Consider the following 21,419-nt stretch of genomic DNA (forward strand, 5'->3'; position numbering starts at 1 on the left):
AACAAAGAAGAATTGACTCATTTTGTTTATCTGCCACCTAAAGATTGCCTATTTTTGTGCAAATAGGAATGACGGTATTGAATCGGCGAAACCGCCATTATACGTTTAAAGACGCGATGAAAATGTTCAAGGCTGGCAAAGCCTGCTCTCTGGCAGACGATTTTAACAGGCAAGTTCGACTCTCCCAACAGTTTGCAAGCCTCTGCAATACGGACTTTTTGAATGTACTCGCTTAAACGAGTACCTGTGACATGTTTGAATAGCCGGCTTACGTATGAAGGGCTTAAGTGGACATGAGAGGCAAGCCGATTAAGGTCTAACCGCTCTTGGTAATGCTGTTCGATGTGCTGAATTAGCTGTGATGCCACGCGTGTTTGTTCGGAAAGAGCTGGCAACGGCTGTTGCTCCATGTGCAGCGTAAAATCAAGCGCCCGTTTGCTTTCGATTAACAGCTGTGACAGCAGCGATTGCTGATAAAGAAGGCTATCCTTCGTCGCAGGACTGTTGTACTCTTTAAGAAGCTGCATAAAAAGCTGATTAAACTCATCTGCCCGCTTTTGCGGAATTTGCAAAACCGTAAAGGCAGGGGACAGCAGCGGTTTAGCCAGTTTTTTTAACTCGTTTGAGAGGACCGCTGGTTGGAAATTAACGACATAACGGGCATGTTCGGGTACAGGAGCGGCTTTCATTCTATGGATGAAGTGGGGTGAAATAATTAAAAGGGTGTGCTTCTTTAACAAGATCGAGCCGTTTTTGGACATGAACAAACGCTCGCCTTCTTCCAGCCAATGAAACTCAAAATCGTTATGGAGATGGTAATGGTTCATATCAAACGGTGGTTTTATCTTGCAGTTGTAATCTACATAAATAGAGCGGCTTCGGACAGAAATGGCCAATCGGTCCATAATCAAACTCCTTTCTTTATGGGTGACCTGCTCGGTATCTTTCACTTTATCAGAAATTTAAGCGCTTTCATATATGCAGAAAAGGGGTGTTTTGATTGCAGCGTAGCATGTGGATGAAATTGCTGCTATATGGCGGCCTGCTGAGCACCATACCGGTTATTGTCGTTGGCGTGTTTGCTTATATCCAGTCAACGAACCAGGCCGAACAAAGGGTTGAAAATGAAAAGTTGCAATTGATGAGACAAGTCCAGGCAAATATTGAAACGGTGCTGACAACCGTCCACCATTCTTTAAATAATACGATTGAGTCGCCGACGATGGAAGCAGCCATTCGCACGTCTTTAGATGGCGAGGATTTTCTCGTTTACCGAGACTTGCGGACGGAGCTCAGCAAACTGCAATCATTTGATACAAAAGTAGAGGAAACGATTGTGTTAAACAAGGACCAGAATTGGCTTGCCACCAATCAGGGCATTCGGCGCCTAGACAGCCACGTAGATTATGAACGCTATTTGACTTTTTTTGATTTGCCGTATGATACGACATGGAAATTGATAGCCAATGATTCTTTTACAGAGCCGATCATACGGCGTAATTGTCCGTATAGTCTCAGTCTTATAAAAAAATTGCCAGCGCGTGCTAGTGAGAAATTTGGGCTTGTCTTTGCCAATATCCCGATGTGTACGATCCAAGAAATGATCGGCGGAGATGAAGTGGACGACGAGCTGATGATTTTAGACGAACATAACCGTGTCATTGTCCACTCTGATGAGCAGGCAGTCGGAAAAACATTAGCTGAATTAGGCTTTTCAGAACCAGTGTGGACAACGGAGGCAGCCGGCCAGTTTACGGTTGACCGAGATCAAGAGCCATTTGCCATTACCTATTCCTCTTCTACATTTACAGGTTGGAAATATGTCTCGGTTACACCAATGGACGAATTAATGGCTGAAACAAAAAGCATTGGCTGGTTTACGTTTTATGTTGTGCTTGCGATCATTTTGTTGTCAGCACTCGTTGTATGGCTGTTCTCACGCAAATTGTATTTGCCTGTGCAAAAGCTTGTTGCCGCAGTCACGCAAAAGGAGAACGGCGTGCCAACTGGGAAAAGGCGGACGGAGTTTCAAGTTATTGAAGATACATTGCAAGAGCTTTTCTCATCAAAGTCGATGCTGGAACAAGAACTAAGCATCCATGCGAAACAGTCAATGACGCTATTTTTAATGCGTTTGTACCAAGGCCATTTCTCGGAAGCAGAAAGGCAAGAACGGCTCAAACTTTATGGGCTCGACAGCCGAATGGCAAAGTGGCATTCCTACAGTTTGCTCGTTGTCCATTACGAGCAAACTCAAAAAGAAGAAGACCAACAGGAAATGGATTTGCTTACGTTTGCGATGCTCAATGTCGCTGAGGACACCATTCCCGATGAATACCGTCTTCCCGCCGTGTGGGTCGACCAGTTGCTTGTCCTGTTTATCGGTTTAGAAACAGATAGCCAAGAACAAGGGAAATCAGTCATTTACCAATGGAGTGAACGGCTTAAATCATTTATGCACCATTACTTAGATGCTGATGTCAGCATTGGCATTAGCGCCCCATTTACAGACATGGCCCAGACGAGCACCGCCTATAAAGAAGCAAAAGAAGCACTCACCCATCGGCTTAAATTTGTCGATAACGTCATTATTAATTACGAAAGCATCCAAGCGAAAGAAAAGTCGAGTATGTTCCAGTATCCTGAACACTTGGAAGAAGAATTGTTGCTAGCGCTCCGTCTTGCCGATGAAAAACAAGCGTATGACTTGTTTAACCACTTGCTGGCAGAGGTTAGCGAAGGAGCCCATCATCTCGGTGAAGTCCGTGTTTCCTTTATGCGGTTGCTCAACCGAATGCTGCAACTTTACCAACAAAGCGGATTGCGCCACGATCAAGGCGTGCTCTTGCCAGAAGGCACCCTTTATCAAGAGTGCTTAACGATTCCTAGCCAAGAGCAAATGAAAAATTGGTTTGTCAGTCGCCTGATTGACCCATTGCTATCAGCCTTCAAACAAGTGAGCGAATCCCAGTTCCAACACTTATCAGAAAAAATGATCGACTACATCCACCAGCATTACCACCAAGCGGTAACGCTTGAACAATGCGCAGCTGATTTGCATTACAATGCCAATTACTTGAGCAGCGTGTTTAAAGAAGGCACGGCAATGACGTTTAGTGAATATTTGGCCCAATATCGCTTGAAAAAAGCAAAGGAATGGTTGGCGAAGACATCAGAACCAGTCAAAACGATTGCCGAAAAGCTTGGTTACAACAACTCGCAAAACTTTATCCGCTCGTTCAAAAAAATGACTGGAATGACGCCAGGCCAATACAGGCAACAAAAACAATTAAAATGACGTTATAAGCAAAAAACAGGCCCATAACGGCAGTAATCATTTTGTTAGGTGAGGCGCAAATCGTGGATTGCTGCTGGGATTATGGGCAAATGATTATTCAAAAAAATGCGGCGCCTCGCTAATATGGGAAGCAGAGAAAAAAGGCTGCAGCCAAAAAACAAGCAGGTGGGAAGCGGAGAAAAAATGAACAAAAAGGTGGGGGTTTACAAATGGCAAGTTGGAAACAAATGTGTGCAGCATTGAGCGTGGGCGTTAGTTTAGTAGCAATCGCAGGATGCGGCGAAAATGAAAGCGCTTCCTCTGAAGGGGAAAAGCCTTCGGAGGAAGAAGGCCCGTTTACATTTACAATCATGGCTAATTTGCATACAGCAGAAGTGCCAGAAAAAGAAGTCCAACATTTATTAGAAGAGGCAACAAACACAGAGCTCGACATTCAATGGGTGCCAGACAGCAATTATGAAGAACGGTTAAATACCGCGTTTGCGACAGGGACGTTGCCACAAGCTGTTTATATGAAAAACCAAACAACCTATGACCAGTTTAAAGATGCGATTCGCGATGGGCAATTTTGGGAAATCGGCCCTTATTTAGAGGAATTCGAGAATTTGAAAAAACTAAAGCCAGAAGTCGTTGAAAATACAATGGTTGATGGAAAAGTATATGCGCTCTACCAAGGCCGTCCGTTAGCCCGTTCAGGCATCATCTATCGCAAAGACTGGGCTGACAACCTTGGTCTTGAAGCTCCAACAACGATTGAAGAGTTTGCAGAAATGGCGCGCGCTTTTACAGAAGACGACCCTGATGGCAATGGCCGCGACGATACGATTGGCTTAACAGACCGCAACGACCTCATTTATGGGGCCTTTAAAACAGTGGCATCTTGGCATGGGACGCCAAATGGATGGGGCGAAAAAGACGGCGAGCTTTTGCCGGAATTTATGTTTGATGAGTATATCGATACGTTAGACTTTTTTAAAGAACTTCATGAAAACGGATACATGAACAAAGACTTTCCGGTTACAAGCAAGCCAGACCAACAAGCGCTCTTAAAAAATGGAACAGCGGGCATTTATGTAGGCTCGATGGGCGACGTATTGACGCTGTATTCAGAAGCGTCGCAAATCAATCCTGATTTAGAATTTGATGTCCATAACTACGTCGAAGGGCCAGATGGCGAATACAACATTTGGGCGATTCCAGGTTACGGCAATTTGGTGATATTCCCAAAATCAGCCGTACAAACGGAAGAAGAGTTAAAAAGCATTCTATCTTTCTATGACCAGCTCATGGAACCGGAGAACGCAAACTTAATTTTCTGGGGCATCGAAGACGAGCACTACACCGTTGAAGATGGCAAAGCCGTCGCGATTGAGGATACGCAGCGGACGGAGCGCGAAGTCAAACCGTACCAATCGATTGAAATCGGCGAAGCTGAAACCAATGGACGCTACTTAGGGCAAAGCCATTATCCAGTCAAATTAAAGGCCGATGAACTCGAAATCGATAACGAGTCTTATTTGGTTCACGACCCGACAACGACGCTTCATTCGCCAACGGCGCAAACACATGGCGAACGTTTGCAGCAAATTATTAACGATGCAACGTACCAGTATATCCTTGGACAAACCGACCTTGCTGGCTTTGAGCAAGCAGTTGAAACGTGGAGAAGCCAAGGCGGCGATGACATGATCAGCGAGTACAACGAGTCATACAACCAGCAATAAGCAGCAATCATCCAGACTGAAAGGGCTGGCAAGCTTCCGCCCGATTAATCGGGCGGAGGCTTGCCTCCCTTTATATTCGAGTGAAAGAGGTGTGCCATGGACAGCCCGATAATGGCAAATAAAAAATGGACCCGGACAAAAGCAGAAAGGCGCCAGGAACTATGGCGCAAAATCAAAAAGAACAAATGGATTTACTTAATGATTGCACCGGGTCTTCTCTATTTTTTTGTCTATAAATATATTCCCATGTATGGGTTAATCATTGCGTTTCAAGATTATAAACCGTATCTCGGCATCACTGGAAGTCAGTGGGTCGGATTGGACCATTTCCGCCGGCTGTTTTCCGATCCCGACTTTTGGATGATCTTTAAAAATACGCTCGTTCTCTTTGCGTTGCAAGTGTGTATTTCGTTTCCAGTGCCAATCATACTGGCGCTTATGCTCAATGAATTGCGGAGCCGCGCGTACCAACGCAGCATTCAGACGATGATTTACATTCCCCATTTTATGTCGTGGGTCGTCATCGTTTCAATCAGCTATGTCATGCTGACGCTTGATGGCGGGATTGTGAACAACATTTTGCGAGCACTCCAGTTTGACCAAATCAATTTCTTGCTCAACCCTGAATGGTTTCGGCCAATGTACATTTTGCAAATTATTTGGCGCGAGGCTGGCTGGGGCACAATCATTTTCTTAGCAGCGATTGCTGCAGTCGATCCCCAGTTATACGAAGCGGCAAAAATGGATGGCGCCAACCGTTTCCGGCAAATGTGGCATATTACGCTGCCAGCGATTCGCAGTGTCATCATCGTCTTGCTCATTTTGAAAATCGGCGATGTGCTTGAATTAGGATTTGAACATGTCTATTTGCTGTTAAATGCGTCCAACCGCGAAGTGGCGGAAATTTTCGACACTTATGTTTATACGGCCGGATTGAGGCAAGGCCAATTTAGCTACAGTACCGCCGTTGGCTTTTTTAAAGGGGTTGTTGGCTTAATTCTTGTTGTGATGGCCAACTGGCTGGCGAAGAGATACGGAGAAGAAGGAATTTACTAGGAAAGGGGGCGTTTGTTTTATGGTTGGCGATAAATCGTTATCAAGCCGCATTTTTAATGCGACCAATATCATCATTCTAGGCATCATTGCCTTGCTTTGCATTTTGCCGTTTATTCATGTCATCGGCAGCTCGTTTGCGACAGGCGCTGAAATTGCCCAACGCAGCTTTTTGCTGTTCCCAACACAATTTAGTCTAGACGCCTATCGCTATATTTTTTCAACAGACACGCTTCTGCGCTCCATGGGCGTTTCCATCGGCGTCACATTAGGCGGTACGGTGTGGAGCATGCTGTTGTCCGTTTTAACCGCCTATGGCTTGTCGCGGAGAGATTTAGTCGGCCGGCGTTTTCTCATGTTTTTTATCGTCTTTACGATGTTGTTCAACGGCGGCATGATCCCGACATTTCTCGTTGTCCAGCAAACAGGGCTAATTGATTCATTGCTAGCTCTTATCGTACCTGTAACGATTAACGCGTTTAACATGATTATTTTGCGGAGCTTCTTTATGAATTTGCCGAGCGGGCTAGAGGAATCGGCAAAAATTGATGGGTGTAGCGATTTCGGTGTGCTGTTTCGGATTGTCATCCCGTGCTCGTTGCCGGCCATCGCGACGATTTCCTTGTTTTATGCCGTCACCTACTGGAACACTTACATGCATGCGATTCTTTATATAAATGACCCTGATAAGTGGCCTGTGCAAGTATTGTTGCGGCAAATTGTCGTCTTAGCAACGGGGTTGAACTACGATGGTTCTGAATATACAAGCGTTCCGCCACCGGAAATTAGCGTCAAAATGGCGGTGATCGTTGTCGCAACGATTCCTGTTTTGCTCGTTTATCCATTCTTGCAAAAATATTTTGCCAAGGGCGCCTTAATTGGCTCAATGAAAGGGTAAGCCTATGGCAGAAATCGATGATTACTTGCAAGAGCTCTACCGGCAAGAGGTTGGCACCATCACTTGTAAAGACGAGCGGTTGGCAGCATTGCGCGAAGCGATGGGCGATTTTCCGAAAGCGACGATGCTTGAGGCGACATGCCTTTATAAGCGGCAACACCCTTCGTTTACGGAGAGCGCTTACGTGCTTCCAACAACGGCAGAACTAAAACTGCCGTTCCGTTTATTCGAGCCTGTTGGCGGCAACAGGGAGGCGGTTGTGCTCGCATTGCATGGCCATGGCGCAGGCGCAGAAGAAGCGTTGCAGGAAGATTCGAGCCATAACGCCTTTGCCTTAAAGCTTGTTGAGCAAGGGGCAGTTGTTGTGTTGCCTGAGCTCGCCGGCTTTGCCGCCCGGAAACGAAAGCAAGATCAAGCGGAGCAGAACAGTTGTTTTTCCATTGCCTCTCACTTGCTTCTTTACGGCAAAACACTTGCTGGCCTGCGCGTGTTTGAATGCGCCCGCTTGCTTGATTGGGTAGGCGAAACGCGCCGTGGCAACGTTGGCTGTATCGGTTTTTCAGGTGGGGCCTTGATTGCGCTGTTGTTGGCAGCAACAGATGAGCGGATCAAAGCAACCGTACTGAGCGGTTTCGCTAGTCTCATGCGCGACAGCATTTTAGCTTCACGCCATTGCCTAGACAACTATATTCCTGGCTTGCTGGCAATTGGGGAAACGCCGCAATTGCTTGAATTGATTAACCCTCGGGCGTTGTTTATTGAAAGCGGCAACGACGATCATCTGTTCCCGTCTAAATCGGTACAACAAGCATTGCAAGAAAGCAAATGGGGAGAAGCCGATTTTTTTGCCGGAGGCCATCAAGTGAACGGAACAAAAGCGATCCCGTGGCTTTGTAACGAATTGGGAAAGGAGAAACAACAACGTGGAACCGTTTAACAATCCGATCATTCCAGGGTTTTATCCTGACCCGTCGATTTGCAGGGTAAACGAAGACTATTATTTAGTCACGTCTACATTTGAATATTTCCCTGGCGTGCCGATTTTTCATTCAAAAGATCTTGTCAATTGGAAGCAGATTGGCCATGTGTTAGATCGTTCAGAGCAGCTCAATCTCGATGGCACCCCGAATTCACGGGGCATTTATGCGCCGACGATCCGTTACCATAACGGCCTGTTCTATATGATTACCACGTTTGTGGAAAGCCAACACGGCGCAAGGCGCAATTTCTTTGTGACGGCAAAAGACCCCGCTGGGCCTTGGTCAGACCCAGTTTGGATAAAGGGGGCGCCTGGGATTGACCCATCCTTGTTTTTTGATGATGATGGCCGCGTCTATTACACAGGCAATCGTGTCCCACCTACAGGGCAAACGCACGCCAAGCATATGGAAATTTGGCTCCAGGAAATCGATCTCATTACAGGCTGCCTGCTTGGCGAACCAACTGGGATTTGGGATGGTGCGCTAAAAATAGCCCATGCCCAGGAAGCACCCCATCTTTATAAAAAAGACGGCTACTATTACTTGTTTATTGCCGAAGGGGGGACTGGATTCACCCATGCGGTGACAGTTGCGCGAAGCCGGGAGATTGCCGGCCCTTATGAGGCGAATCGGCGCAACCCCGTGCTGACGCACCGCCATCTCGGCCAGGACTACCCGATCACGAATGTAGGCCACGCCGATATCGTCCAAACACAAGACGATGAATGGTGGCTTGTCTGTTTAGGTTCCCGTCCATATGGGGGCATGTACCGCAATATGGGGCGTGAGACGTTTTTAGCGCCTATGCGCTGGGAGGACGATTGGCCTGTTGTTTGTCCTGAGACAGGGAAAATCGAAGTCGAGATGCCAGGCCCGTCTTTGCCGCGGCAAAAGGTGGAACCCTTGCCGGTCCGGGATGATTTTAACGCTCGCAAGCTAGGCTTTCAATGGAATATGATCCGCACGCCGCGGACGCCGTTTTACTCCCTTGAAGCGAGGAAAGGGTATTTACAGTTAAACGTGCGCCCGGAAACGCTTTCTGACGAGGCAAATCCGAGTTTTATCGGGCGCCGCCAGCAACATCGATCGTTTACTGTCCGCGCTTTTATGGAATTCGATCCTAAGCAAAGTGGCGAGGCTGCTGGACTTGCTTTATTTTACAGCCAGAAAAACCATTACCGCTTTGAACTTATACATAGTGGGCAGTTGTTTATACGGCTCGTAAAAGTGGAAGATGGCGTGGAAACGGTGGCAGGTAAAAGCACGGCGTCGATTCCGGCAACGGCGATTGAATGGCAAGTTGCCGCCAATTTGCAAGAACTTTCGTTTTCATACTGTGTGCCAGGTGGCAAGTGGCGCATGGTCGCTAATAAGCAAGATGGCAGGCTATTGAGCACAGATCGAGCAGGGGGCTTTGTCGGCACCTATATTGGCATGTTTGCGACAAGCAACGGACAAAACAGCACAACGACAGCCGCATTTGATTGGTTTGAATACAAGGGGGAATCGACATGACATCATTCGCGAAAGTACGGAGCCAACAGCCGTTAGAGTGGGGAAAAAAGGCGTGTGAGGCGATTATGAGCAAGTACGAGCCGGTTGAAATGCCGCCAGCCAACCGCTGGCATTACCATCAAGGCGTGTTTTTATGCGGCGTTCACCGGATTTGGGAAATGGATCACAACGAAGCCTACTTTCAGTACGTGAAAGACTACGTCGATGCCTTAATTGATGAAGACGGCAACTTCCTGTTTCGCCGCGATGAGTTAGACGCGATTCAAGCTGGACTTTTGCTTTTGCCGCTGTTTAGGCGTACAGGTGAGTATCGCTACCAAGAAGCAGCCCGCAAACTCCGAGGTTTGCTCCATACGTTAAACCGCAACCGCTTTGGCGGCTTTTGGCATAAGGACAAATACCCGAACCAAATGTGGCTCGACGGCCTTTATATGGCTGGCCCATTTGCCGTCCAATACGGGCAACAATTTAATGAGCCTGAATTGATCGATCTTGTCCTGAAGCAAGAAGAGCTGATGCGCAACCATACGAAAGACGAAGCGACAGGTCTGTATGTCCATGCTTGGGACGCAAGCAAACAAGTAGCTGTCTGCGACAAAGAAACAGGCAAGACAGAGGAAGTTTGGGGCCGTGCTCTTGGCTGGTATGCAATGGCGCTTGCCGACTTAATTGACTTGCTTGGCGAGAATCATATGAAACGCCCTGTGTTAGAAAGCGCGTTCCAGTCTTTAATGGCCCGCCTCCTCACGTACCAAGACGAACAAACAGGGCTCTGGTATCAAGTCGTCGACAAAGGCAACCAGCCTGATAACTGGCTAGAAAGCTCCTGCACGAGCCTGTTTGTTTATGCTTTGGCAAAAGGCTACCGCCTAGGGTTGCTTGGCGAAGACGCGTTCTTCCATGCTGAAAAAGGGCTTTCAGGCTTGTTGGACTATGCGGTTGACATAGAAGAGGACGGCGCGCTCGTTTTAAAAATGATTTGCATCGGTACGTCAATCGGCCGTTATGACGATTACATTAGCCGGCCGACGAGCGCCAATGACTTGCATGGCGTCGGCGCCTTTGCACTCGCTTGTACGGAAATCGAAAAAGGACGGAAGCACCGATGAACCGGCGATTTGTTTGCTTTGCTGCCATCGTTTTGATCGCGTTAGCAGGATGCGGCAAACAAGGAGACGATGACCGGCTCCATGTGATGGCCTTCTCTGACGAGCTCTATCAACAGCAAGACCAGTTGCATGAACTCGTCAATGAAGACGAAGCAAGGCTGACGGTGTTTCCAAGCGTTTTAGAAAGGCTTGTCGTTGAGTTGGCAGGCCACGAAGCTGACATTTTGCTTGTGGATGGCAGCCTAACAGAGGCAATCGATCCAGAAGGGCTCGTTTCATTAGAAGGAATGGACGGCGTTCCTGTCCAATTAAAGGGAGAAGAGACGACAGTCGCAGTGTCTGTTGACAGCGTGCTTGCCACAAGCTTCGCCCTCGACCATGAAGCTGTCCTTGTCCTGCCTGTTTATAGCGATAAGCAAGGAAAGGCAAAAAAGCAAGTCGAAAAATGGCAGGAGGGAGAACAACGTGGAGTTAACGGGAATGTGGGGTAGCTTTTACCGTGTATCTGTATTTATTTCCAAATTGGCTTATGGAAACGCTCTCTGGCTCGGTTTTACGGTGCTCGGGCTTGGCTTGTTCGGCGTGGCTCCAGCGACGGTCGCTTTGTTTGCCGTCACCCGGGGATGGGTGAACGGCAAATGGGAAGAGGTGCCTGTTTTCAAAACGTTTTGGCAAACGTACAAACAAGAATTTTGGCGCGCCAACGGCGCAGCGCTTGCTTTGTTCCTTGTCGGTTTTCTCCTGTACTGGAATTTTACGCTGTTTGCTGGCTCTGGGCTCGCGATGATGGTCGTTCGTGGCTTATTGCTGATTGTGTCGGTGCTGTACGGCAGCATGCTGCTGCTCTATTTTCCTACGTATGTCGGTTTTGATTTAAAAGGCTTGAACCGTGTCCGCGCTGCACTGCTCATTAGTTGCGGCCATCCCTTGCATGTGATTTTGTTAGGCGCCTCCTTGTACGGCCTGCAATTTTTGTTTATGTCGATGCCAGGCCTGATCTTGTTTTTTGGCGCAGCAAGCGTCGCTTATTTGATTTCTTGGGTAGCCGAGCGGATTTTCCGCTCGATGAAACGATTACAGCTTTCTCAGCAAAAGGCTTCTTCCGAAAAGGAGCCAGAAGGAGTGTCAAATGGAAAGAGTCGTGATTTGCGGCCTGAGCAACAGGGCGCTTAAGATGTTCGTTGAACCGCTTATTGCTCGTTTTCATCATGACAATGAAATTGTCGCTTTGCTTGATATTGACCCGAAACGGCATGAAGTTTGTTTGCAAACGTATCCTACACTGGCCAATGCCACGTTTTACCGGCCAGACCAATTTGAACAAATGGTCAAAGAAACGAACGCGACGATGGCCGTTGTCGCAAGCCGCGATGATACACATGTGGATTACATTTTACGCGGCTTGGCATTAGGACTTAACATAATTAGCGAGAAGCCGATGGTGACAACAAGTGAAGATGCGAGGCGTGTCCTCGAAGCGGAAAAGGCGAGCAAAGGAAAGGTCACTGTCGCGTTTAACTATCGTTACAACCCGTACCACATCAAAATTAAGGAATTAATCCAATCAGGGCGAATTGGCCGTATAACGTCGATTGACTTAAATTGGTATATCGATACGTACCACGGATCGAGTTACTTTAAACGCTGGAACCGAAACCGCGCTTTTTCTGGCGGTTTGTCTGTCCATAAGTCGACGCACCATTTTGACCTCGTTAATTGGTGGATTAGCCAGCGCCCCCAAGAAGTGTTTGCCTTTGGCGACCTGCACTATTACGGGGCAAACAGCGAATTAAACCCACGGCTTGAAAATGGCCGCCATTGCGGGACGTGCAGCGACCGGCAAAATTGTTCGTATTACAGGCGCTGGTTTGGCCGCAACCAATCGACGCAAATAAAAGACGACCATTTAATGGCAGGGCAGGACCTTGGCGCGTACACAGGCTATCGTCCCGACGCCTGTGTGTTTGACGAAGAAATTGACATTGAAGATACGTATGTCGCTAATATCCGCTACGATGGCGGTGCATTGCTCAGCTATTCGATCAACTTCTCGCTTCCGTATGAAGGCTACCGCCTGGCGATCAATGGCACAAACGGGCGAATTGAGACGCAGGAATACCATGCGCCGTCGCGGACGCCATTTCCTGTGCCAGAACAAACGATTGACTTATTTCCGCTATTCGGAGCGAAAGAAACGATCCATGTCGTCCAAAAAGAGGGCGGCCATGGCGGCGGCGACCCGGTAATCCAGGAAGACTTGTTTTTAGGCGAAGATCCTACACGGCCATTCGACGTCCTCGCCGGGGCAGAAGCAGGGGCGCTTTCGGTCGCTGTCGGCGAAGCGGTGTGGAAGTCGGCGAAACAGGGCGCTCCGATTCGAATTGAAACGTTGCTCGCCAATAAAGAGGAGGTATAGGCTGTGGACGGCGTAAAGATCCACCCAAAAGACGATGTCCTTATCGTGTTAAAAGAGGCAGCTAAAGGCGACGTCATTAGCGTGGGCCAACAGCAGCTCGAGCTAGCAGAGCCAGTCGAACGTGGCCACAAAGTGGCCCTCCGCGACATTCGCGAAGGGGAACCGGTGTTAAAATACGGCTTTCCGATTGGCATCGCCAAACAGGCGATTGCCACAGGGGAGTGGGTCCATACACACAACTTAAAGACTGCTCTAGACGGCAAGTTAGCGTATGAATACAAACAAAGCCAAAGCGCGGCCACGGCAGACACAGACAAAGAGACGCCCGCTTTTACGTTTAAAGGATACGTCCGCAAAAACGGCGATGTAGGCATACGCAATGAAATTTGGATTTTAAATACGGTCGGCTGCATTAATAAAACGGCTGAGCTCGTTGCCCGCCTCGCCCAACAAGAGCATTTTGCCAATATTGATGGCGTCTACCATTATCCACATCCTTTTGGCTGTTCCCAGCTAGGCGACGATTTAAAAAGCACGCAAGCAATCCTGAGCAGCTTAGTCCACCACCCTAATGCGGCAGGTGTCCTTGTGCTTGGCCTTGGCTGCGAAAACAACTATATTGACGTGTTTAAAGAGGCCGTTGGCGCTTACGACAGCGACCGCGTCAAGTTTCTAGCTGTCCAAGAAGTAGAAGACGAACTGGAGGAAGCCCTTCAGCTTGTTTCTGAAATCGCTGCTGTCGCTAAAAACGATGTGCGGACAGAAGTGCCGGCGTCAAAATTAAAAGTGGGCTTAAAATGTGGAGGCTCTGACGGCTTTTCAGGGATTACAGCCAATCCACTTGTCGGGGCCTTTTCCGATCGGCTCATTGCCCAAGGCGGGTCAACAGTGCTGACAGAAGTACCTGAAATGTTTGGCGCAGAAACAATTTTGATGGAACGAGCTGCAGATGAAACGGTTTTTAACGGCATTGTCAACATGGTCAATGGCTTTAAAGACTATTTTATCCGCCATAACCAGCCTGTTTATGAAAACCCTTCCCCGGGCAATAAAAAAGGCGGCATTACTACGTTGGAAGAGAAGTCACTCGGCTGTGTACAAAAAGGCGGTTTTGCCCCAGTAGCCGATGTCGTCCCTTACGGCGGCAGAATCAAAAAGCCAGGGCTAACACTCGTGGAAGGGCCAGGGAATGACCTTGTGTCCGTCACCGCCCTTGCCGCTTCAGGCGCCCATATCGTCTTGTTTACAACAGGGCGCGGTACACCATTTGGTGGCCCTGTTCCAACTGTCAAGTTATCAACGAATACACCTTTGTATGAACGGAAGAAAAACTGGATTGACTTTAATGCAGGCACACTCCTTGACGGGAAAGATCTTGGCGAACGAGCAGACGAACTATTTGCCTATGTGCTGCAAGTCGCCTCAGGGGAACGGGCGACTCATAATGAACGGAATGGCTTTAAAGAAATCGCCCTGTTCAAAGATGGCGTCATTTTATAAAAGGAGTGACAGCATGGATCGAATAGAAACAAAGCAATTGACAAAAAAGCTCGTTGGCCAAGAGACGCCTGCAGGCAAGGAAACAATCGTTCAAATCGGGGAAGGCAACTTCATGCGCGGTTTCATCGATTGGATGGTCGACCAACTTCACCAGCAACGGCTGTATGATGGCCGCGTCGCGGCGATACAGCCGACGCCACACGGAAAAATCGTCCCTGTCCTTCAAGCACAGGATGGCCTGTACACCGTGATTTTACGAGGCAAACTCGACGGCAAAGTCATCGATGAAGCCGAAGTAGTCCAATCGATCGCCCGAGGCATTAACCCTTACAGTGATTGGGAAGAGGTCAAAAAATTAGCACGCTCTCCTGATGTAAAATGGTTGTTTTCCAATACGACAGAAGCAGGCCTTGTCTATCAACAGGAACGATTTGAAGCGGATAAAGCGCCGCTGTCGTTTCCAGGCAAGGTGACCGCCTTTTTATACGAACGCTTTTTAGCGTTCGCGGGCGCTTACGAGGCAGGGATCACACTCGTGCCTTGTGAGTTAATCGAAGACAATGGCGCTGTGTTAAAAGACATTGTTGAAACGATTGCCGAAGACTGGGAGTTGCCAATTGAATTTGGGCAATGGCTAAGAAAAGCGAATGTCTTTTGCAACACGCTCGTCGATCGAATTGTAACAGGCTTTCCCCATGGCGAAGAAGAAACGTGGGCAAACAGGCTCGGCTACGAAGACCGCCTGTTGACAGTCGCTGAACCGTACCATTTGTTCGTGATCGAACCAGAGCGCCCGCTAGACGAGCGTTTGCCGTTCGAGCAAGCAGGGCTCAATGTCAAATGGGAACCTGTGGCGTTGCATCGGGAGCTAAAAGTAAGGCTCTTAAACGGATTGCACACGATGATGTTCGCGCTCAGCTTTTTAGCAGGAGAAGACACGGTCAAAGGCGCCCTTCACTCTCCGCGCTTGCGGCGCTTTATTGAACGAGGGCTCGAACAAGAACTAATCCCCGTTGTCAATGCGCCAGAGGAAAAAAAGCAAGCCTATGCGGCTAGCGTAATTGAACGGTTTGAAAACCCGTTTTTGGCACATAAGCTGACCGATATTGGCTTAAACGCGATCTACAAATTTAAGACACGGCTGCTGCCAGCATTAGAGGCCCATGAACAGCAAGACAACGAGCCGAGTCAGTTGTTAGCGAGCCTCGCAGCATTGCTTGTCTATATGAAGTCACAGGAAAGAGATGGCGCGTTTCTAAAAGGAAACTGGCAAGGCAGAACCTATCAAATTCGTGAAAATGAAACAGCACTCGCACTACTAGAAGCGACATGGGGCCAGTATGATGCGGGTGAAGCGACATTAGCAGAAACGATTTCCACATTGCTGCAAGCAGACGAACTGTGGGGCCGTGATTTAAGCCGTTATAGCGAGAAGGTTGCTGATTGCGCATATGGCTTGTTGAATGGCGATCTGTTCAAAATGATAGAAGGATAATAAAGAAGGCAAAGAAGGCGACCGCGCCTTCTTTTTTTGCGCTTTCTTACTAAAGAAGAACACAAATGTGCAAATCGAATTTGAATTTTATTCCATTTGCCAAATCGAATTGCATAATGAAATGAAAGCGGTTATATTCGATCTATCAACCACATATGAGCGAGTGTTGCACATATGTGCAAACGAAAGAAGGTGAACAAACAGGTATGAAGTGGCAAGAGGAACGCCAACTAGTCATTGTCGCAAAAATGTACTATGAGGAGGCGCTTACGCAAAATGAAATTGCTAAACGGCTAGGCCTTTACCGGACAACGGTGACAAGAATGCTGCAAAAAGCACGCGAGGCAGGAATTGTGCAAATAAAAATTGCCAGCACACAGCGTCTTCGCGTTGATTTGGAAGCAAAGTTGGCGCGCATGTTCGGCATTCGCGAGGCTGTGATTGTCCCGGTAGACCGTCACGCGAGCAGAGAAGAGCGCCTAAAAGCATTAGGGGAATCAGGAGCGAATTTGCTCGACAGCCTCCTCGTTGATGGCGATGTCATCGGTCTTGCATGGGGAGACACCCTTGGAACGATGGCTGAAACGATTGGTTCTTTTCGAAAGCGTGACACCGTTTTTGTGCCAATCGTAGGCGGTCCTGGCAAGATGCACGTCAAGCATCATATCAATACGATTGTCTACAATTTTGCCCGTGCCTTTAAAGGCAAAGCACAGTATATCGATGCTGCGGCTATTGTGACGTCAGCCGACGCGCAAAAAGACATTCGCGAATCGGCTTACTTGCAAGACGTTTTAAAGCTTTGGGAGGAAATGACCGTCGCTGTCATTGGCATCGGTGCCCACGTCCGTTCATCCAATTTAGTTTGGAGCGGTTTTATTGGCGAAGCTGAACAGCAGCTGCTTGCGAAAAAACAAGCGATTGGCGATATTCTTTCCCGTTTTTACACGATTGATGGCAAAGAAGTGCAAACGCCTATAAGAGAACGGACGATTGCGGTCGAGCTAGATCGTTTAAAGGAAAACCGGGCTACAGTCGCGATCGCCGAGTCGAAAGAAAAAGTACCTTCGATCATAGGCGGTTTGCAGGGAGGCTATATTTCCCACTTGATTACAGATGAAGAAACAGCGATCGAACTTATTAAGTGGAAGGAGAATCAGTAATGGCAATTTTGCTAGCAATTGTCTGTCTCGGAGTCGGTTTCCTGTTGCAAAGTGTACTTGGTTTTTGGCAAATCAAGCATTTTAACAACCGCTATCGCTCCTTTCGGCAAGAAGGCCAAGTGGCGATTGGCCGCTCAAAAGGAATCATCCGTACTGGCGTGATCTTGCTGTTGTTAGTAGACCGTAAAGCGAATATTATTCGTGCTGAACGAATGCAAGGAATGACGATTTTTGCCAGGTTTAAGGAATTGCCGTCATTAAAAGGGCAGCCGTTGTTTTACGTCGACCAAGGGGTAGAAAGGCGGTTGGACCCCTTTACGAGAAAAGCGTTGGCGGACGCAAAACATGTCTATCGCGTCGTTAAGGCCGGCGGGGAAGTAAAACCGCCGAAAGCCCCGCTTAGCCAACTTTTGGCGGTATTTACAAGAAAGCGTGAGGTGAGTAGCTAATGGATTGGCTCGTAAAAATGGCCGAAGGCTTTATCGGTTTATTTGAAGAAGGAGCATCCACATTTGTTGGATTAGTCGGTGATATCGTCCCACTTTTAATTATGCTGCTTGTCGCGATGAATGCGGTCGTCCAATTTGTCGGGCAAGAACGAATTGAAAAATTGGCGATGAAATCAGCAAAAAACATCTTTACCCGGTATTTAGTCCTGCCTGTTATTGGCACTTTTTTCTTCCTCAATCCGATGACGTTGTCATTAGGGCGTTTTTTACCAGAACGGTACAAGCCTGGCTATTATGCGTCGGCCAGCTATTCTTGCCACTCGATGAACGGGTTGTTTCCCCATGTCAATCCGGCCGAACTATTTGTCTTTCTTGGCGTTGCTGCCGGGATTACGCAATTAGGCCACTCCACCGCTGAGCTAGCGCTACGGTATTTTCTCGTCGGTGTCGTCATGAATATGTTCCGTGGGCTTGTGACTGATTGGATGGTCGCGTATGTAGAAAAGCAGCAGAAAGTCAAGTTGAAAACGTCTATGAGCGAATCGTTAGGAGGTGTTCGCAATGGCTGATTTTAAAACCGTTCGAGTCGTAAAAGGGACAGGCGGATTTGGAGGACCGCTTGAGATTACGCCAACACCTGAAAAAAATAAGATCGTCAACATTACAGGCGGGCCCGTTTCCGATGTGGCTGCAAAGTTGTCGGAACTTAGCGGGGCTGAGCTTGTCAATGGGTTTACGACTTCTGTGCCAGAAGAACAAATCGCAGCAGTCGTGATTGACTGTGGCGGGACGCTCCGCGCTGGCTTATATCCAAAAAAACGAATTCCGACGATCAATATTATGCCGACTGGCCAAAGCGGGCCAATGGCCAAATTCATCGTCCCCGATATTTATGTATCAGGTGTGAAACCAAGCCATTTGACGATCGTCGACAAAGAGGGACATCAACAAGAACAAAGCATACCAACCGAAGAAAGCGCCGCTACAAAACAAGCAACCTATGACACAAGCAAAAAAATAACCGAGCAAAACGACAACTTAATGGCGAAGATTGGCAAAATGATGGGCGGCATCGTCAATGTGTTTTACCAAGCTGGCCGTGAAGCGATTGATACCGTCTTAAAGACAATTTTGCCGTTTATGGCATTTGTGTCGCTCTTAATTGGCTTGATTTTAGCTTCTGGCGTAGGCGATGTCATCGCCAATGTCTTAAAGCCACTTGGCGGTACGATTTGGGGACTGTTAATTTTATCAGCAATTGTATCTTTTCCGTTGCTGTCTCCTTTTCTCGGACCAGGAGCAGTCATTGCCCAAGTGATCGGCACGCTAATCGGCGTCGAAATTGGCAGAGGCAACATTCCGCCCCAGTTTGCGTTGCCTGCTTTATTTGCGATTAATGCCCAAGCAGCTGCAGACTTTGTCCCTGTAGGGCTTGGCTTAGCTGAGGCAGAGCCTGAAACGGTCGAAGTCGGTGTTCCTGCCGTTCTGTATGGAAGGTTCTTAACCGGCCCGCCAACTGTCTTTGTTGCTTGGCTAGCCAGTTTCGGCATGTACGATGGATAACAGATAGCGGGAGACCGCTAAAACGTGCTTAACAAGCAATCACTATTTTTGCAAAAGGGAAAGTAAAGCGAAAAGGTGGAAATTTACGATGATTTACAAAACAACTGTGACAAAGTTAGGCGCTCTTGCTAGCGATTTTTTGGCAGAGAATATATTGATCTTGTTTAAAAACAATGCGCCAGAAGAGTTAGCGGAGTATTGTGTCCTTCATCAGGAAAACCAATTAATAGACAACATCCAACCAGGCGATACGGCGATTTTAGCAGGACAAGCGTTTGTGGTTACAGCCGTTGGCAGTGCGGTTGAAAAAAATTTACGCTCCCTCGGGCATATAACGATAAAAGCCGATGGGGCGAAGGAAGCGGAATTGCCAGGGACTTTGTCACTCGAAGCAAAGTCGCTGCCACTACTAAAAGAAGGAGACACCATTACAATTTCTAGATAAATAAAGGAGTGGAGATATCATGGCAGAAACAAAAAAAACAGCTGTTGTCGCCGGGGGCGGCCAAAATTTAGGAGAACATATTAGCTGGCGATTAGCACAAGAAGGCTATCATGTCGTTGTCGCTGATCTGCAAGGGAGCAGAGCCGAAGCCGTCGCCGAAAAGATTGCTAATCAAACGGGAAGCAAAACACTTGGAATTGGCTTTGACGCTACGGTAGAAGACGAGGTTGCTTATGTGATGGAGACGGCGGCCAATACGTTCGGATCTCTTGATTTGCTCGTCTACAACGCAGGCGTGGCCCGCAGCGCCAAAATTGATCATTTCCCGACAAAAGATTGGCAAATGGCACTAGACGTTAATTTGACAGGCTATTTTTACTGCGCTAGAGAAGCAAGCAAAATCATGATCAAACAAAACAGCGGCAACATCATTCAAATTAATTCAAAGTCAGGAAAAGTCGGAAGCAAACATAATGTTGCCTATTCCGCTTCCAAATTCGGCGGCGTCGGCCTCACGCAAAGCTTGGCGTTGGATTTAGCAGAGCACAACATCCGTGTCAATGCGATTATGCCAGGGAATCTCCTGTCGTCGCCGATGTTCCAAAGTTTAATCCCTTCCTATGCGAAAAAACTTGGCATCAAAGAAAGCGAAGTCGAACAAGTCTACATCGACAAAGTGCCCCTAAGGAGGGGCTGCACGTATGAAGATGTTGCCAATGCTGTCGTTTTCTATAGTTCAGACAAAGCCGCCTATATGACTGGTCAATCGATCAACGTTACCGGCGGGCAAGTGATGTTTTAAGTTAACTAGAATCCCCCTCTTTGCTTTGGCATGTGGCCAAACAAGGAGGGGGATGTTGTTTTAAAGACAGATTAAAATCACTACAACCACCTATTTACTCAAATACAGCAGATTTTTATTCACTAGTAGTCCCATTTTTCTTCCAAAGATCATTTCCTGTGCGGTTAAAGGGGGCGCCATACTTCGGCAGTCCCTGGCCTTTCACCTTGGGTCCACCATCTTGCTTCATAGGCACGGCCTTCGTAGGTGACGCGATCACCACCGAGATAAACAGTACCTGCATTCCACTCTGGATAGGCCGGCGCAGGGTCAGGGGGGCTTGGTTCGCCAGGCGAAGTGCCATCGTTAGGACCAAAATGTACGTCAATCACATTGTAAAACGCATTGGCTGTATCTGCTACATCCCAGACACCTAAAATCACATGGTATCCTGTACGCTCAGGAATCGTTACTTCGTGAGTGACCTTCTCACCTGGTCTCGCCCCATTGTCATGTCTCTCATAAAAGGGAATAAGTACAAATTGATCACGAGTTAATGGCTGATTGGGGTTCCAGTCTGGTTTTGTGATGTAATAATGCCACTTTGCTGTCGAATGCATGGCTGTTAAGTGCCAAGTAAATGTATGTGTCCCACTTGTAAGCGGCACTTTTGACCAACGAGTTGAGCTTTGCTCATCCAGTTTTGGGAACAAGCCACCTGCTGAGGCAATTTGGCCATCTGGAACGCTCTGCCCTGGAAATCCTTTTGGCGCTTCCAAGCTTTGTGGTTCCCAAACAATCGCTCCACAATCCTGATTGATCCCTTGCTGGCAAAGGAGCCCACGGGAGCTAGGACTTTCAATGTACCCATGAGCGGAAGCAACTTGGACTCCTGCAAAAGCAAGCAACCCAAACACGACTGTTTGTAACAAGACGGCGCGACAACATTTCATCCATTTTTCTTTAACCATACAGTCCTCCTTAAAACATTTAGGTTGTTACAACTTTCATGAATATGTATATAACATTG

General features: G+C 47.8%; 20 protein-coding genes. 18 read left to right on the top strand and 2 right to left on the bottom strand.

Annotated features, from left to right (window positions below):
• Positions 1-26 precede the first annotated feature (26 nt).
• Positions 27-905 (bottom strand): AraC family transcriptional regulator, encoded by an 879-nt coding sequence (locus V5G21_RS15215; RefSeq protein WP_212930205.1) that lies wholly within the window; start codon positions 903-905, stop codon positions 27-29.
• Positions 906-1,000: 95 nt separating this feature from the next.
• On the opposite strand from V5G21_RS15215, the gene V5G21_RS15220 reads away from it, so the two are divergent.
• The 18 genes from V5G21_RS15220 to srlD all read left to right on the top strand — a co-directional run bounded on the left by V5G21_RS15220 (position 1,001) and on the right by srlD (position 20,410).
• A complete protein-coding gene (locus V5G21_RS15220) occupies positions 1,001-3,298 on the top strand; it encodes a helix-turn-helix domain-containing protein (RefSeq protein ID WP_338464903.1) in 2,298 nt (765 codons plus the stop codon).
• 209 nt (positions 3,299-3,507) lie between these two features.
• Positions 3,508-5,022, top strand: a complete 1,515-nt coding sequence (locus V5G21_RS15225; RefSeq protein WP_095237000.1) for an extracellular solute-binding protein — start codon at positions 3,508-3,510, stop codon at positions 5,020-5,022.
• 96 nt (positions 5,023-5,118) lie between these two features.
• Complete coding sequence (locus V5G21_RS15230) at positions 5,119-6,078, top strand: ABC transporter permease (protein ID WP_073304870.1); 960 nt, start codon at positions 5,119-5,121, stop codon at positions 6,076-6,078.
• Between the two features lie 19 nt (positions 6,079-6,097).
• Positions 6,098-6,973, top strand: coding sequence for a carbohydrate ABC transporter permease (locus V5G21_RS15235; protein WP_011245999.1), 876 nt, complete (start codon positions 6,098-6,100; stop codon positions 6,971-6,973).
• 4 nt (positions 6,974-6,977) lie between these two features.
• Positions 6,978-7,910, top strand: coding sequence for a hypothetical protein (locus V5G21_RS15240; RefSeq protein ID WP_338464904.1), 933 nt, complete (start codon positions 6,978-6,980; stop codon positions 7,908-7,910).
• Positions 7,897-9,468, top strand: a complete 1,572-nt coding sequence (locus tag V5G21_RS15245; RefSeq protein ID WP_338464906.1) for a glycoside hydrolase family 43 protein — start codon at positions 7,897-7,899, stop codon at positions 9,466-9,468. Before V5G21_RS15240 ends, V5G21_RS15245 begins: the two co-directional genes overlap by 14 nt.
• Complete coding sequence (locus tag V5G21_RS15250) at positions 9,465-10,577, top strand: glycoside hydrolase family 88/105 protein (RefSeq protein ID WP_011246002.1); 1,113 nt, start codon at positions 9,465-9,467, stop codon at positions 10,575-10,577. Before V5G21_RS15245 ends, V5G21_RS15250 begins: the two co-directional genes overlap by 4 nt.
• Positions 10,574-11,068, top strand: coding sequence for a hypothetical protein (locus V5G21_RS15255; RefSeq protein WP_073304863.1), 495 nt, complete (start codon positions 10,574-10,576; stop codon positions 11,066-11,068). Before V5G21_RS15250 ends, V5G21_RS15255 begins: the two co-directional genes overlap by 4 nt.
• Complete coding sequence (locus V5G21_RS15260) at positions 11,043-11,750, top strand: YesL family protein (RefSeq protein WP_338464907.1); 708 nt, start codon at positions 11,043-11,045, stop codon at positions 11,748-11,750. Before V5G21_RS15255 ends, V5G21_RS15260 begins: the two co-directional genes overlap by 26 nt.
• The gene (locus V5G21_RS15265) at positions 11,707-12,993 is read left to right on the top strand and encodes a Gfo/Idh/MocA family oxidoreductase (RefSeq protein ID WP_095238028.1); all 1,287 of its coding nucleotides are present in this window, start codon (positions 11,707-11,709) and stop codon (positions 12,991-12,993) included. Before V5G21_RS15260 ends, V5G21_RS15265 begins: the two co-directional genes overlap by 44 nt.
• A gap of 3 nt (positions 12,994-12,996) precedes the next feature.
• The gene (locus V5G21_RS15270; RefSeq protein WP_095238027.1) at positions 12,997-14,493 is read left to right on the top strand and encodes a UxaA family hydrolase; all 1,497 of its coding nucleotides are present in this window, start codon (positions 12,997-12,999) and stop codon (positions 14,491-14,493) included.
• Positions 14,494-14,506: 13 nt separating this feature from the next.
• On the top strand, positions 14,507-15,988 hold the full coding sequence (locus V5G21_RS15275) for a tagaturonate reductase (RefSeq protein WP_338464909.1): 1,482 nt from the start codon (positions 14,507-14,509) through the stop codon (positions 15,986-15,988).
• Positions 15,989-16,194: 206 nt separating this feature from the next.
• On the top strand, positions 16,195-17,151 hold the full coding sequence (locus V5G21_RS15280; protein WP_011246008.1) for a sugar-binding transcriptional regulator: 957 nt from the start codon (positions 16,195-16,197) through the stop codon (positions 17,149-17,151).
• Positions 17,151-17,600 (top strand): transcriptional regulator GutM, encoded by a 450-nt coding sequence (locus V5G21_RS15285; RefSeq protein ID WP_063608602.1) that lies wholly within the window; start codon positions 17,151-17,153, stop codon positions 17,598-17,600. Before V5G21_RS15280 ends, V5G21_RS15285 begins: the two co-directional genes overlap by 1 nt.
• Positions 17,600-18,169, top strand: a complete 570-nt coding sequence (gene srlA, locus V5G21_RS15290; RefSeq protein WP_063608601.1) for a PTS glucitol/sorbitol transporter subunit IIC — start codon at positions 17,600-17,602, stop codon at positions 18,167-18,169. The genes V5G21_RS15285 and srlA overlap by 1 nt, the downstream gene beginning before the upstream one ends.
• Complete coding sequence (gene srlE / locus V5G21_RS15295) at positions 18,162-19,163, top strand: PTS glucitol/sorbitol transporter subunit IIB (RefSeq protein WP_011246011.1); 1,002 nt, start codon at positions 18,162-18,164, stop codon at positions 19,161-19,163. Before srlA ends, srlE begins: the two co-directional genes overlap by 8 nt.
• Before the next feature lie 88 nt (positions 19,164-19,251).
• Complete coding sequence (locus V5G21_RS15300; RefSeq protein ID WP_011246012.1) at positions 19,252-19,608, top strand: PTS glucitol/sorbitol transporter subunit IIA; 357 nt, start codon at positions 19,252-19,254, stop codon at positions 19,606-19,608.
• A 19-nt stretch (positions 19,609-19,627) separates the two neighbouring features.
• Complete coding sequence (gene srlD, locus V5G21_RS15305; protein WP_011246013.1) at positions 19,628-20,410, top strand: sorbitol-6-phosphate dehydrogenase; 783 nt, start codon at positions 19,628-19,630, stop codon at positions 20,408-20,410.
• Positions 20,411-20,574: 164 nt separating this feature from the next.
• On the opposite strand, the gene V5G21_RS15310 is transcribed toward srlD, so the two are convergent.
• Positions 20,575-21,360 (bottom strand): lytic polysaccharide monooxygenase, encoded by a 786-nt coding sequence (locus V5G21_RS15310; RefSeq protein ID WP_011246014.1) that lies wholly within the window; start codon positions 21,358-21,360, stop codon positions 20,575-20,577.
• Positions 21,361-21,419 lie beyond the last annotated feature (59 nt).

It is taken from the genome of Shouchella rhizosphaerae (assembly GCF_036700015.1).
Taxonomy (GTDB): domain Bacteria; phylum Bacillota; class Bacilli; order Bacillales; family Bacillaceae_D; genus Shouchella; species Shouchella rhizosphaerae.